This is a genomic window from Streptomyces sp. NC-S4 (genome assembly GCF_054353315.1).
This window is the reverse complement of the sequence record NZ_CM135937.1, coordinates 1,117,789-1,130,775: the sequence shown is the minus strand read 5'-3', so window position 1 is coordinate 1,130,775 and position 12,987 is coordinate 1,117,789. Positions and strand designations below refer to the sequence as shown.

The 12,987-nt window shown below is 72.7% G+C and carries 13 protein-coding genes; 10 read left to right on the top strand and 3 right to left on the bottom strand.

The genetic code is table 11. The features are described 5' to 3' along the window. Positions 1-18 precede the first annotated feature (18 nt). Entirely contained in the window at positions 19-1,560 is a 1,542-nt protein-coding gene (locus ACXNSR_RS04675) for a fatty acyl-CoA synthetase (protein ID WP_458640865.1), read from the top strand. Between the two features lie 22 nt (positions 1,561-1,582). On the opposite strand, the gene ACXNSR_RS04670 is transcribed toward ACXNSR_RS04675, so the two are convergent. Together ACXNSR_RS04670 and paaK are read right to left on the bottom strand one after the other, a co-directional pair. Beyond that, positions 1,583-2,443, bottom strand: coding sequence for a YhjD/YihY/BrkB family envelope integrity protein (locus ACXNSR_RS04670; RefSeq protein WP_458640864.1), 861 nt, complete (start codon positions 2,441-2,443; stop codon positions 1,583-1,585). 71 nt (positions 2,444-2,514) lie between these two features. After that, complete coding sequence (gene paaK, locus ACXNSR_RS04665) at positions 2,515-3,843, bottom strand: phenylacetate--CoA ligase PaaK (protein ID WP_458640863.1); 1,329 nt, start codon at positions 3,841-3,843, stop codon at positions 2,515-2,517. Between the two features lie 105 nt (positions 3,844-3,948). On the opposite strand from paaK, the gene ACXNSR_RS04660 reads away from it, so the two are divergent. Together ACXNSR_RS04660 and ACXNSR_RS04655 are read left to right on the top strand one after the other, a co-directional pair. Then, complete coding sequence (locus ACXNSR_RS04660) at positions 3,949-4,800, top strand: alpha/beta fold hydrolase (RefSeq protein ID WP_458643565.1); 852 nt, start codon at positions 3,949-3,951, stop codon at positions 4,798-4,800. Between the two features lie 106 nt (positions 4,801-4,906). Beyond that, complete coding sequence (locus ACXNSR_RS04655; protein ID WP_458640862.1) at positions 4,907-5,428, top strand: hypothetical protein; 522 nt, start codon at positions 4,907-4,909, stop codon at positions 5,426-5,428. A 30-nt stretch (positions 5,429-5,458) separates the two neighbouring features. On the opposite strand, the gene ACXNSR_RS04650 is transcribed toward ACXNSR_RS04655, so the two are convergent. Beyond that, positions 5,459-7,087, bottom strand: coding sequence for an acyl-CoA synthetase (locus tag ACXNSR_RS04650; protein ID WP_458640861.1), 1,629 nt, complete (start codon positions 7,085-7,087; stop codon positions 5,459-5,461). 166 nt (positions 7,088-7,253) lie between these two features. On the opposite strand from ACXNSR_RS04650, the gene ACXNSR_RS04645 reads away from it, so the two are divergent. From ACXNSR_RS04645 to ACXNSR_RS04615, 7 genes are all read left to right on the top strand, one after another. Then, positions 7,254-8,054, top strand: a complete 801-nt coding sequence (locus tag ACXNSR_RS04645; protein WP_458640860.1) for a crotonase/enoyl-CoA hydratase family protein — start codon at positions 7,254-7,256, stop codon at positions 8,052-8,054. A 285-nt stretch (positions 8,055-8,339) separates the two neighbouring features. Next, on the top strand, positions 8,340-9,299 hold the full coding sequence (locus tag ACXNSR_RS04640) for a Zn-ribbon domain-containing OB-fold protein (RefSeq protein WP_458640859.1): 960 nt from the start codon (positions 8,340-8,342) through the stop codon (positions 9,297-9,299). After that, positions 9,299-10,357, top strand: coding sequence for a thiolase domain-containing protein (locus ACXNSR_RS04635; RefSeq protein ID WP_458640858.1), 1,059 nt, complete (start codon positions 9,299-9,301; stop codon positions 10,355-10,357). The genes ACXNSR_RS04640 and ACXNSR_RS04635 overlap by 1 nt, the downstream gene beginning before the upstream one ends. After that, the gene (locus tag ACXNSR_RS04630; protein WP_458640857.1) at positions 10,354-11,520 is read left to right on the top strand and encodes a thiolase domain-containing protein; all 1,167 of its coding nucleotides are present in this window, start codon (positions 10,354-10,356) and stop codon (positions 11,518-11,520) included. The genes ACXNSR_RS04635 and ACXNSR_RS04630 overlap by 4 nt, the downstream gene beginning before the upstream one ends. Before the next feature lie 145 nt (positions 11,521-11,665). Next, positions 11,666-11,893: a DUF397 domain-containing protein gene (locus tag ACXNSR_RS04625; protein WP_370466718.1), complete on the top strand. Its 228-nt coding sequence runs from the start codon at positions 11,666-11,668 to the stop codon at positions 11,891-11,893. Positions 11,894-12,114: 221 nt separating this feature from the next. Beyond that, positions 12,115-12,480, top strand: coding sequence for a hypothetical protein (locus ACXNSR_RS04620; protein ID WP_458640856.1), 366 nt, complete (start codon positions 12,115-12,117; stop codon positions 12,478-12,480). A gap of 89 nt (positions 12,481-12,569) precedes the next feature. Then, the gene (locus ACXNSR_RS04615; RefSeq protein WP_458640855.1) at positions 12,570-12,977 is read left to right on the top strand and encodes an ACT domain-containing protein; all 408 of its coding nucleotides are present in this window, start codon (positions 12,570-12,572) and stop codon (positions 12,975-12,977) included. Positions 12,978-12,987: the final 10 nt, after the last annotated feature.

The following is a 12,987-nucleotide window of genomic DNA, read 5'->3' as shown; positions in this document are numbered from 1 at the left end:
GAGGACGAGGATCGCGCCATGACGGCAGACCGGGCGGTGCGGGCAGTACGGGCGGTGCGGGACAACACGGTCGACGGACTGGTGCACGACAGCGCGCGGCGGGTCCCCGACCGCCCGGCCGTGCGCTACGGCGAGCGGAGCTGGACGTACGCGGAACTCGACGCGGCCGTCACCACGGGCGCCGCCGTGCTGCGGGAGCGGTACGGGCTGGCCGCCGGGGACCGGGTCGCCACCTTCGCCCACAACTGCGACGCCTACCTCCTCGCCTTCCTCGCCTGCGCCCGGGCCGGGCTCACCCACGTCCCGGTCAACCAGAACCTCACCGGCGAGGACCTCGCGCACATCCTGGACGACTCCGCGAGCGCCCTGGTCCTCGCCGATCCCGGCCTGGCCGGACGGATCCCCGAGGGGTACCGGGTACGGGCGCTGCGCGACGCCCCCGACTCCTTCCTGGCGGAGCTGGCCGAGCCGCTGCCCTTTGAGGCCGACCGGGACCCGGGCACGCTGGCGCAGCTCCTCTACACCTCGGGGACCACCGCCCTGCCCAAGGGCGCGATGATGACCCACCGGGCCCTCGCCCACGAGTACGAGAGCGCGATCGGGGCACTGGACCTGGCCGAGGACGACCGGCCCGTGCACTCACTGCCGCTCTACCACTCGGCGCAGATGCACGTCTTCCTGCTGCCGTACCTGGCGGTGGGGGCACGGAACACGATCGTGGACGCGCCGGTCGCGGAGCGGATCTTCGACCTGGTCGAGGCCGGGGAGGCGGACAGCCTCTTCGCCCCGCCGACGGTGTGGATCGGCCTCGCCAACCACCCGCAGTTCGCGGCACGTGAGCTGGGTGCGCTGCGGAAGGCCTACTACGGGGCCTCGATCATGCCGGTCCCGGTCCTGGAACGCCTGCGCGAGCGGCTGCCGGGGCTCGGCTTCTACAACTGCTTCGGCCAGAGCGAGATCGGCCCGCTGGCCACGGTGCTCGGACCGCTGGAGCACGAGGGGCGGATGGACTCCTGCGGGCGGCCCGTGCGCCACGTGGAGGCGAAGGTCGTCGACGAGGACGGCGAGGACGTGCCGGACGGAACGGCGGGCGAGGTGGTCTACCGCTCGCCACAGCTCTGCCTCGGGTACTGGAACGACCCGGTGGCCACGGAGCAGGCCTTCCGGGGCGGCTGGTTCCGCTCGGGCGACCTCGCGGTGCGTGACGCGCAGGGGTACTTCACGGTCGTGGACCGGGTGAAGGACGTCATCAACTCGGGCGGGGTGCTCGTCGCCTCGCGGCAGGTGGAGGACGTGCTCTACACCCATCCGGGCGTGGCCGAGGCGGCGGTGGTGGGGCTGCCCGACGAACGCTGGATCGAGGCGGTCACCGCGGTGGTGGTGGCGCGCGGGGAGGCGGGGGAGGTGACGGAGGCGGAGCTGATGGCCTACGCGAGGGAGCGTCTGGCCCACTTCAAGGCCCCGAAGCGGGTGCTCTTCGTGGACGCCCTCCCGCGCAACGCCAGCGGCAAGATCCTCAAGCGGGAACTGCGCGACCGCTTCGCGAAGCCCGGCCGCTGACGCCGGGCCGGGGCGGGCCCGGTCAGCCGGGGCGCGGCGGGGACGCGGCGGGCCCGGGCTCCTCCGGAGGGAAGAGTCCGTCGCGCCGCAGCCGCCGCAGGGTGAGGTGCTCGTGCACGAGCCGGCCCACGAGCGCGCCGCCGTAGACCACGAAGCCGACGCCGACCAGCCAGGACTGGACCACGAGCAGGGTGCCGAAGGGGCCGTAGATCACCGCGTTGGAGGCGATGAGCGGGGAGAACACCAGCTGCGAGAAGATCCGCAGCCCCAGCAGCCCGAGGCTGGTCGCCACCGCTCCCGGCACCAAGGCGCGCCAGCGGACCCGGCCGCCGAGCAGCAGGCGCTGCGAGACGATGAAGAACAGGCAGGTGCCGACGAGGTCCCCCAGAGCGCCGAGGAGCGTGCCCAGGGCGTTGTCCGACGGCGAGGGGATCCCCACGAGCAGGGCGAGGTAGCAGACCAGCAGGGCGAGCCAGACGACGTGCAGCCACATGGTGTGCCAGCGCGCGGTCGGCAGGTCCCAGACCTTCTCGTAGCCGGTCTGCACGGCCGACCCGAAGGTGAGGCCGAACACCGCGAGGGCGGCCAGACCGAACGCGGTGGTCCGCTCCAGCGCCAGATCCGCGGCCCCGAACAGCATCTCGACCCGGACCCGCGAGGCCGCCGTCACCCCGAGGGCCTGGCCGAGCCAGCGGCCGAAGCCCGAGCCGCTCCCGGGCGCGGCGGCCGCCACCACCACCAGCAGCGGGACCAGGGTGAGGAAGCCGAGGGCCGCGAAGCCCATGGCCCGGTGCATCAGCTCCATCTCCCGGCCACGGCTCCAGGCCAGCCCGATCTGGGAGCCCTGGAGCCGGTCGTAGAGCTGCCGGAGGGTGGAGATCACACCCCATGCACTACCCCCGAGCGGCGGCCCGCTCCCCGGAGCCACGCCCAAGTGGGCCCGAAGGGGTGGTTTCAGCCGCCCGGACGCGTGTCTGCGGCCTCCCCGGTTCCGCGGAGGTCGACCAGTCTCTTGATCTTCCCCACCGAACGCTCCAGCGTCTCCGGGTCGACCACCTCGACCCGGACGGAGACCCCGACCCCCTCCTTGACGGCCCGGACCACGGAGGCGGCGGCGTCCTGCCGCCGCTCGGCGTCCGTCTCCCGGCGCGCCTCCACCCGGACCGTCAGGGCGTCCATCCGGCCCTCCCGGGTCAGCCGCAGCTGGAAGTGGGGAGCCAGGCCCGGCGTCCGCAGCAGGACCTCCTCGATCTGGGTCGGGTACAGGTTCACCCCGCGCAGGATGATCATGTCGTCACTGCGCCCCGTGATCTTCTCCATCCGGCGGAAGGCAGGCCGGGCCGTTCCGGGCAGCAGCCGCGTCAGGTCCCGGGTGCGGTAGCGGATGACGGGCATGGCCTCCTTGGTGAGGGAGGTGAACACCAGCTCCCCGGGCTCGCCCTCCGGCAGCACCGCCCCGGTCAGCGGATCGACCACCTCGGGATAGAAGTGGTCCTCCCAGATGTGCAGCCCGTCCTTGGTCTCCGCGAACTCCTGCGCCACGCCCGGTCCGATGACCTCGGACAGGCCGTATATGTCCACCGCGTCGATGCCGAGCCGTTCCTCGATCTCCCGGCGCATCTCCTCGGTCCACGGCTCCGCGCCGAAGATCCCCGTCCGCAACGAGGTGGCGCGCGGGTCGATCCCCTGGCGCTCCATCTCGTCCAGCAGCGTCAGCATGTAGGAAGGCGTCACCATGATGACCTCCGGCCGGAAGTCCTCGATGAGCCGGACCTGCCGGTCCGTCATGCCGCCCGACGCGGGCACGACCGTACAGCCGAGGCGCTCGGCGCCGTAGTGCGCGCCCAGCCCGCCGGTGAACAGCCCGTACCCGTAGGCGATGTGGACGATCTGGCCGGGCCGCCCGCCCGCCGCGCGTATGGACCGGGCGACTACGTCCGCCCAGGTGTCCAGGTCCCCGTCGGTGTATCCGACGACGGTGGGCCGCCCGGTGGTGCCGCTGGAGGCGTGGATGCGGCGCACCTGCGAGCGCGGCACGGCGAACATCCCGAAGGGGTACTGGTCGCGCAGGTCGGCCTTGGTGGTCAAGGGGAACAGGGAGAGGTCGGCGAGGGAGCGGCAGTCGTCGGGATGCACACCGGCCTTGTCGAAGGCCTGCCGGTAGAAGGGCACCTTCTCGTAGGCGCGGTGCAGGGTCGCGCGCAGCCGGGTGAGCTGGAGGGCGGCCAGCTCGTCGCGGCCCAGCCGCTCGCCCGTGTCGTGGAGATCCGTGTACACCGCCATGCCGTCACCTCATCATGAGAACCGACCGATCATTCGGTAGATTGCCAGGAATCCGCGTGCCAAATCAATGACTCGAACGAGTGATCGTCTGTTCTGATGGCCCGCATGCCTGCCTTCACCACGTACGACGGGACCGAACTCGCCTACCACCTCCACGGGGAGGGCGAGCCGCTGGTCTGCCTCCCCGGCGGCGCCATGCGGGCCTCCGCCTACCTGGGCGACCTCGGCGGACTGGCCGCCGGGCGCCGTCTCATCCTGCTCGATCTGCGCGGTACCGGCGAGTCCGCGATACCGGCGGACGAGTCGACGTACCGGGTCGACCACCAAGTGGCCGACGTCGAGGCCCTCCGCGTGCACCTGGGCCTGGAGCGCATGGACCTCCTCGCCCACTCCGCCGGCGGCAACCTCGCCCAGCTCTACGCGGCCGCGCACCCCGAGCGGCTGCGCCGGACCGTCCTGGTCACGCCGACCGCGTGGGCGGTGGATCTCCCGGTCACGGCGGAGGACAGGCTGGAGGGCGCCCGGCTGCGGGCGGGCGGCGAGCCGTACGACACGGCCATCGCGGCCTACGAGCGGATCCTCACGGACACCGCCGATGGCGAGGAGGACTGGGCCCTGGCCGCGCCGCTGTTCTACGGGAACTGGGACGCGACGGCCGGGGAGCACTGGGCGGCGAACCCCCGGCAGCAGAACGCGAAGGCCGCCGAGGCCTACGCGGGCACCGGCGCCTTCGACCCGCCCGCCACCCGCGCGGCGCTCCGCCGGGTCACGGGCGAGGTCCTCGTACTGGCCGCGGAGCTGGACGGCAACCCCCGGCCCGCCCTGGCGGCCCGGCTCGCCGCGCTGTTCCCGCGGGGCACCGTCGACGTCCAGCCCCGGGCCGGCCACTTCCCGTGGCTGGACGACGCGGCCTGGTTCGCGGACCGCGTGGAGCGGTTCCTGGCGGTGGGCGCCTGACGGCGCGGCAGGCCGGGGCCATGGCCCGCCGGGCGGTCGCTCGTCAAGATCGGCGGGATGGCAGACTGGCGGGCTGTTCCGCGAACCCGGGAGGACCGACATCATCGTGCGACGGACACTGGTGCTCACAGCCGTGGCGCTCCTGGCCCTGACGGCATTGGCGACGGCCTCGGTGGCCGTCGGTGCGTATCTGCTGCGGGACCTCGGCCCGCTGCCCCCGCGATACTCGGGTCCGCCGCTGCCCCGCGAAACCGTGGTGTCGGAGATGACCTCGATACTGGCGGCGGAGGGGATCACGGTGGAGCGGGAACCCTCCGGGGGCATGCGCACGTGCCACGAACGGCTCTCGGGGCGTCATGCGCCGGATACGGCGGACGCCGCCGTGGAAGCGGCCTTCGCGCGGGCCCGTTCCGACCACGGCTGGCAGGACGGGCCCGACCTGGGCGAGCGGACGCTCACCCTGACGAAGGGCAACTGGACGGTGACCTCCCGCCTCATGGGTGAGGAGACGCCAGGTCAGCCGGCGCCGGTATCCATGGTGCTGACCTGCGTGGACGAGGACGACGCCGCCACCGCCCCCACGGCACCCTCCGCCCCGGCCCTCACACCCGCGCCCGCGTCGTCCTGAGCGGGGGGAGCAGGGCGTGCGGCCGTACGGCTACGCCGTGTCCGCCTCCGTCGCCACCGCCTTCGCCCAGCGGTAGTCCGCCTTCCCGCTCGGGGACCGCTGGATGGCGGGCGCGATGACCAGCTGCCGCGGGATCTTGTAGCCCGCCAGCCTGGTGCGGCAGTGGCTCTGGATCTGGTCCAGGGACGGCGCCTCGGCACCCTCCCGGACCTGGACCACGGCGGCCACGTGGCTGCCCCAGGTCGGGTCCGGGACCCCCGCCACCAGGGCGTCGTACACGTCGGGGTGGGACTTCAGGGCCTGTTCGACCTCCTCCGGATACACCTTCTCGCCGCCCGTGTTGATGCACTGCGAGCCGCGGCCGAGCACCGTGACGATGCCCTGTTCGTCGACGGTCGCCATGTCACCGAGCAGCACCCAGCGCTCCGTCCCCTTCTGGAAGAAGGTCTCGGCGGTCTTCCCCGGGTCGTTGTAGTAGCCGAGCGGGACGTGCCCGCGCTGGGCGAGACGGCCCGGCTCGCCCACCGCCACCGGCTCGTGCGTCACCGGGTCCACCACCTGCGTACGGTCGTTGACCTCCAGGCGGAAGCCCTTCTCCGGGCCGGAGTCGTCGGTCGCGCGGCCGTTGGACCCGGACTCGGACGACCCGAAGTTGTTCAGGAGCAGCACGTTCGGCACCAGCCGCTGGAACTCGGCGCGCACCGTCTCCGACATGATCGCCCCGGACGAGGAGACGCTGAACAGCGACGACAGGTCCGTGCCCTTGAGGGGGCCGTTCAGGGCGTCGATCAGCGGCCGCAGCATCGCGTCGCCGACCAGCGACACGCTGGAGACCTTCTCCTTCTCGATCGTACGGAGCACTTCCTCGGGCGCGTACTTCCGGTGGATGACCACCCGCTGGCCGTAGTTGAAGGCGATGAAAGACGTCAGCGTCGACGTGCCGTGCATCAGCGGGGGCGCCGGGAAGAAGGTGAGCCCGGCGCCGCGCGCCGCGACCCGCTCGGCCAGTTCCTCGGGCCGCTTCACAGGTTCGCCCGAGGGCTCCCCGCCGAAGAGCCCGGCGAAGAAGAGGTCCTCGGCCCGCCACATCACGCCCTTGGGCATGCCGGTCGTGCCGCCCGTGTAGATGATGAACAGGTCGTCCGGGCTGCGCGGCGGGAACCCGCGCTCCGGTGATCCGGCCACCTCGGCGTCCGCGTACGGGACCGGCGCGATCGACGGCTCGGGGGCGCCCTCGGGAGCCTCGCCGACCCGGATCAGGTGCCGGAGCTTCGTCGTCTGCGGCAGCGCGGCCGCGACCCGCTCGGTGAACTCGCCCTCGAAGACGAGGGCCGCGAGGTCGGCGTCGTTGTAGAGGTAGACCAGCTCCTCCTCCACGTAACGGTAGTTGACGTTCACCGGGACCAGCCGGGCCTTCAGGCAGGCCAGCACCGTCTGCAGGTACTCGATCCCGTTGTAGAGGTGGAGGCCCACGTGCTCGCCGGCCGTCAGGCCGCTGTCCAGCAGGTGGTGTGCGATCCGGTTCGCCGCCGTGTCGAGCTCCGCGTACGTCAGGCGGCGCTCGGCGCCGGTCCCGGGGTGGTCCACGTACACGAGGGCCTCGCGGTCCGGAACCACGTCCACGACCGACTCGAACAGGTCGGCAAGGTTGTACTCCACCGTTCCTCCTGACCCCGTGACTGGTCTGTTCCGGCGGTCATTAGAGCGCCGGAGACGGCAACTGGGAAGGGCACCGTTCAAGAAAACTGACTGGGTGTCAGAAAACTATTGAACTGCATCCTCCCCTACTGCAACCTGTTCTAGGTCTTGAGACGGGAGGACGGCAATGGGTGGGACGGAACACCTGACCGTGGATCGCCGCGGCGCCACGCTGGTGCTCACCATGAACAGGCCCGAGGCGAAGAACGCGCTCTCGCTGCCGCTGCTGGTGGGGTTGTACGACGGCTGGCTGGAGGCGGACGCCGACGACGGGATCCGCTCGGTGGTCCTCACCGGCGCCGGCGGTGACTTCTGCGCCGGAATGGATCTCAAGGCCCTGGCCGGGAAGGGGATGGCGGGCGACCGGTACCGGGACCGCCTGGGGGCCGACCCCGACCTGCACTGGAAGGCGATGCTGCGCCACCACCGCCCGCGCAAGCCGGTGATCGCGGCGGTGGAGGGCTACTGCGTGGCCGGTGGGACCGAGATCCTGCAGGGCACCGACATCCGGGTCGCGGCCGAGGGCGCGACCTTCGGGCTGTTCGAGGTCAAACGCGGGCTCTTCCCGATCGGCGGCTCCACCGTGCGGCTGCCGCGCCAGATCCCGCGTACGCACGCCCTGGAGATGCTGCTGACCGGCCGCCCGTACTCCGCCGCCGAGGCCGAGCGGATCGGGCTGGTCGGGCGGGTGGTGCCGGACGGTACGGCGCTGGCGGCGGCCCTGGAGATCGCGGAGCGGATCAACGCGTGCGGGCCGCTGGCGGTGGAGGCGGTCAAGGCGTCGGTCTACGAGACCGCCGAGCTGACGGAGCGGGAGGGGCTGGCCGCGGAACTCCTGCGCGGGTGGCCGGTCTTCGACACCGCCGATGCGAAGGAGGGGGCGCGGGCCTTCGCCGAGAAGCGGCCCGCGGTGTATCGGCGCGAGTAGCCCGGGCCGCCTGTGCCTGTGCCTGTGCCCCGGGTGCGGCGCCGTTGCGGGGGCGCTGCCCCCGGACCCCCGCGCCTCAATCGCCGGCGAGGCTGGAAGAGGGGGCGCTGCCCCCGGACCCCCGCGCCTCAAACTCCCCCCAGCTACCGCTGGGAGGTACCCCCGGGCGAGGTTGAACGAGGGGGCGCTGCTCCCCGCGCCTCGAATTCCCCCAGCTACCGCAGGCGGGTCGAAACGGCTCGTACCCGCCGTCCGTACCGGAATCGATCGCATCGGAGAACCGCCATGACAGCTGCCTCCCCACCGGAGGTGCTCCGCGCGCCCCTCATCGTCGAGTTCCCCTTCACCCGGTCCCTCGGGCCCGTCCAGAGCGCCTTCCTCACCGGGCTGCGCGAGGGCGTCGTCCTCGGGGTGAAGACCTCCGGCGGCAAGGTGATGGTCCCGCCCGTCGAGTACGACCCCGTCACCGCCGAGGAGATCCGCGAGCTCGTCGAGGTCGCCGCCACCGGTACCGTCACCACCTGGGCGTGGAACGACAGCCCCCGCTCCCAACAGCCCCTGGACACCCCCTTCGCCTGGGTGCTGGTCAGGCTCGACGGTGCCGACACCGCCCTCCTGCACGCGCTCGACGCGCCCGGCCCCGACGCCGTCCGCACCGGCATGCGCGTACGGGTCCGCTGGGCCCCCGAGCGCACCGGCGCCATCACCGACATCGCCTGCTTCGAACCGTACGACGGCCCCGCCGGCGGAGAGGCCGTCCCCCACGACGGGGGCTTCGCCGGTGCCGTCACGGGCATCGTCGCCGAGGCCCGCCTCGACTACGTCTACAGCCCGGGCCGGGCCCAGACCGCGTACATCGAGGCCCTCTCCGAGCGGCGGACCGTCGGCGAGCGCTGCCCCTCCTGCCACAAGGTGTACGTCCCCCCGCGCGGCGCCTGCCCCACCTGCGGGGTCGCCACCACCGACCGCGTCGAGGTCGGCCCGGCCGGCACGGTCACCACCTTCTGCATCGTCAACATCAAAGCCAAGAACCTGGACATCGAAGTCCCCTACGTCTACGCCCACATCGCCCTCGACGGCGCCGGCCTCGCCCTCCACGGCCGGATCGGCGGCATCCCCTACGACCAGGTCCGCATGGGCCTGCGCGTCGAGCCCGTATGGACCGAGGGCGGCCGCTACCCCGACCACTACCGCCCCACCGGCGAACCGGACGCGGACTACGACGCGTACAAGGAGCTCATCTGATGGCCCGATACGCCCGCGAGGTCGCGGTGGTCGCCTTCGCGCAGAGCGACCACCTGCGCCGCACCGACGAGCTCAGCGAAGTCGAGATGGTCATGCCGGTCCTGCACCAGGTGCTGGCCGCCACCGGCCTCAAGGCCGGCGAGATCGGCTTCACCTGCTCCGGCTCCAGCGACTACCTGGCCGGCCGGGCCTTCTCCTTCACCATGACCCTCGACGGGGTCGGCGCCTGGCCGCCGATCTCCGAGTCGCACGTCGAGATGGACGGGGCCTGGGCCCTCTACGAGGCCTGGGTCAAGATCCAGACCGGCGAGGCCGACACCGCGCTCGTCTACTCCTACGGGAAGTCCTCACCGGGGTCGGTGCGCGACGTGCTGACCCGCCAGCTGGACCCGTACTACGTCGCCCCGCTCTGGCCCGACGCGGTGGCCCTGGCCGCCCTCCAGGCCCAGGCCCTGATCGACGCGGGCGAGACCGACGAGAGCGCCCTGGCCGCCGTCGGCGCCCGCAGCCGGGCCGATGCGGAGGGCAACCCGCACGCCCAGCTCCGCGGGCCCGTCCCGCAGGGGGACTACCAGGTCAGGCCGCTGCGCACCGGAGACTGCCCGCCCGTGGGCGACGGCGTGGCCGCCGTCGTCCTGGCCGCCGGCGACCTCGCGCGGCAGCTGTGCGAACGCCCCGCCTGGATCACCGGCATCGACCACCGCATCGAGGCCCACAGCCTGGGCCTGCGCGACCTCACCGACTCCCCGTCCACCCGGCTCGCCGCCGAACGCGCCGGCGTCTTCGAAGCCCCGGTGGACACGGCCGAACTGCACGCGCCGTTCTCCTCCCAGGAGGTCGTGCTCCGCAAGGCCCTCGGACTCGCCGACGACGTGACCGTCAACCCCTCCGGGGGAGCGCTCGCCGCCAATCCGATGATGGCCGCCGGCCTGATCCGCATCGGCGAGGCGGCCGCCCGGATCCACCGGGGCGCATCGCGGCGGGCCGTCGCCCACGCCACCTCAGGCCCCTGCCTCCAGCAGAACCTGGTCGCCGTCCTGGAAGGGGACTCAAGGTGAGCAAAGAGCCCGTGGCCATCGTCGGGATCGGCCAGACCAAGCACGTGGCGGCCCGCCACGACGTGTCCATCGCCGGACTGGTCCGCGAGGCGGCGGCGCGAGCCCTCGCGGACGCCGAACTGACCTGGGCGGACATCGACGCGGTCGTCATCGGCAAGGCCCCCGACTTCTTCGAGGGGGTGATGATGCCCGAGCTGTACCTGGCGGACGCCCTCGGCGCCGTCGGCAAGCCGATGCTGCGCGTCCACACGGCCGGTTCGGTCGGCGGGTCCACCGCCCTGGTCGCCGCCAACCTGGTGGCGGCCCGCGTCCACCGCACCGTCCTCACCCTCGCCTTCGAGAAGCAGTCCGAATCCAACGCCATGTGGGGCCTGTCGCTCCCCGTCCCCTTCCAGCAGCCGCTGCTCGCCGGCGCGGGCGGCTTCTTCGCCCCGCACGTACGCGCGTACATGCGGCGCACCGGCGCGCCGGACACGGTGGGCTCGCTGGTGGCGTACAAGGACCGGCGCAACGCCCTCAAGAACCCGTACGCGCACCTCCACGAGCACGACATCACCCTGGAGAAGGTCCAGGCCTCGCCCATGCTCTGGGATCCCATCCGCTACTCGGAGACCTGCCCCTCCTCCGACGGCGCGTGCGCGATGGTCCTCACCGACCGGGCGGGCGCGGCCCGTTCGCCGAAGCCGGCCGCCTGGGTGCACGGCGGGGCGATGCGCAGCGAACCCACCCTCTTCGCGGGCAAGGACTTCGTGTCGCCGCAGGCCGGCAAGGACTGCGCGGCCGACGTCTACCGCCAGGCCGGCATCACCGACCCGCGCCGGGAGATCGACGCGGTCGAGATGTACGTACCGTTCTCCTGGTACGAGCCGATGTGGCTGGAGAACCTCGGCTTCGCGGCGGAGGGCGAGGGCTGGAAGCTCACGGAGGCCGGGGTCACCGAGCTCGACGGGGACCTTCCGGTCAATCCGTCGGGCGGTGTGCTGTCCACCAATCCGATCGGCGCCTCCGGCATGATCCGCTTCGCGGAGGCGGCCCTCCAGGTCCGCGGCCAGGCCGGGGAACACCAGGTTCCGGGAGCCCGCCGGGCGCTCGGGCACGCGTACGGCGGCGGCGCGCAGTTCTTCGCGATGTGGCTGGTGGGGGCACAGGAGCCGAACTCCTGAACACGGGCCCGGCCGGCGACGGAGGGGCCGGCCGGGGAGCCGGACCGGCCACGGGTGACTCACCGTGGCCTGTCCGGCACCCGCTGCGGTGGTTAACCTTGCCCCCGGACGACGTACCGGGAGGAGCACGCACGTGGCCGAGAGCATGACTTCGCAGCCCCTCGCTGGCTGGGGGAAGCCGGACCTCGATCTCACCGAGGCGGACTGGCAGTCGAGCAGCCGGGGAGCGGGCGACGTCCAGATCGCCTTCGTCGAGGGCTTCATCGCGATGCGCAACAGCGAGCGTCCCGAGAGCCCTTCGCTGATCTTCTCGCCGGACGAGTGGCACAAGTTCGTACTGAACGCGCGGGGCGGTGAGTTCGACCTGACCTGACCGGGCACCGTACGTACGCGGCGCACCACCGGGCGCGGAGCCGCCGGCCCGGTGGCCGCCGAAATCCCCTGGATGCCGGCTCGGGGCGCCGGGCAGGATGGGGCGCATGACCTTCACCCGCCGAAAGGGCGATGCCGCGTAGCCGGCCGGGCGCGTTGCGCGCCGCACGAGGAACCCACGCCGGCCGCCGGGCACCCGCCTGGGCGCGTGAACTGCCCGTCGTGGACCGACTGTCACCCGCCGCGAGCGCGGAGGTCCACCGGACGGCCGGCGCCCGCCTCCATCCTCTCGGCGACCTCCTGCGCCGCTACCGCGTCTTCCTGCGCGGCCCCGGCCCGCGCCTGCGGCTGACCTACGCCGTCTGCCCGGCCCCGTCCTGCGCCATCGACGACGTCGCAACGGTCCGCGACGAACTGGCCGACGCCTACCGGACCCTGCCGCCCGTGGCCCGACGCGCGCTCGGCGACGTACTGCGTCCCTTGGACGCGGAGTTCCGCAGGCGGACAGTCTTCGACCGGGAAGCGGCGACCACGGACCGGTCGGGGGGTCCGCGCCCGTGGTGGCACCGGCGGCTGTACGAGGACTGACGAGGGGGAGCCATGGGGGCAGGACGCCCGCCGCGTCGTCTGCCCCCGATGAACCGGCCACCCGCCGGGGCGATCGGTAGGGTGGCCGCATGAGCGGAGAGCACGACCTGCGGAAACTCCTGAGCGGCATGCGGCCCGAGCTGAACGAGGGGCGGTACGTCTTCTGCACCGTCGACGGCACCACCGTCCCCGCCGGGACCACCCCCGTCGCCACCGTCCTCGAGCCCGAGGGCCTCACCCTGGTGCTGCGCCAGGAGGACGCCGACGCGGCCGGCCTCGCCTACGACTACACGGCCGGCTGGATCACCCTGCGGATCCACTCCGCCCTCGACGCCGTCGGGCTCACCGCAGCCTTCGCCACCGAACTCGGCGCACATGGTCTGAGCTGCAACGTCATCGCCGGTTACCACCACGACCACCTCTTCGTGGCCGCCGACCGGGCCGCCGAGGCCGTGGCCGTCCTGGAGGACCTCGCGGCCCGTTCCGTACACGACTGAAGCTCCCCGG

What these genes read in the sequence shown, in the direction of transcription:
- paaK (WP_458640863.1), bottom strand. Translation starts at nt 3,843, where the DNA reads ATGGCGGTGTACACGGATCTCCACGACACGGGCGAGCGGCTGGGCCGC.
- ACXNSR_RS04645 (WP_458640860.1), top strand. Translation starts at nt 7,254, where the DNA reads ATGGGTGGGACGGAACACCTGACCGTGGATCGCCGCGGCGCCACGCTG.
- ACXNSR_RS04625 (WP_370466718.1), top strand. Translation starts at nt 11,666, where the DNA reads ATGACTTCGCAGCCCCTCGCTGGCTGGGGGAAGCCGGACCTCGATCTC.
- ACXNSR_RS04675 (WP_458640865.1), top strand. Translation starts at nt 19, where the DNA reads ATGACGGCAGACCGGGCGGTGCGGGCAGTACGGGCGGTGCGGGACAAC.
- ACXNSR_RS04615 (WP_458640855.1), top strand. Translation starts at nt 12,570, where the DNA reads ATGAGCGGAGAGCACGACCTGCGGAAACTCCTGAGCGGCATGCGGCCC.
- ACXNSR_RS04635 (WP_458640858.1), top strand. Translation starts at nt 9,299, where the DNA reads ATGGCCCGATACGCCCGCGAGGTCGCGGTGGTCGCCTTCGCGCAGAGC.
- ACXNSR_RS04640 (WP_458640859.1), top strand. Translation starts at nt 8,340, where the DNA reads ATGACAGCTGCCTCCCCACCGGAGGTGCTCCGCGCGCCCCTCATCGTC.
- ACXNSR_RS04660 (WP_458643565.1), top strand. Translation starts at nt 3,949, where the DNA reads ATGCCTGCCTTCACCACGTACGACGGGACCGAACTCGCCTACCACCTC.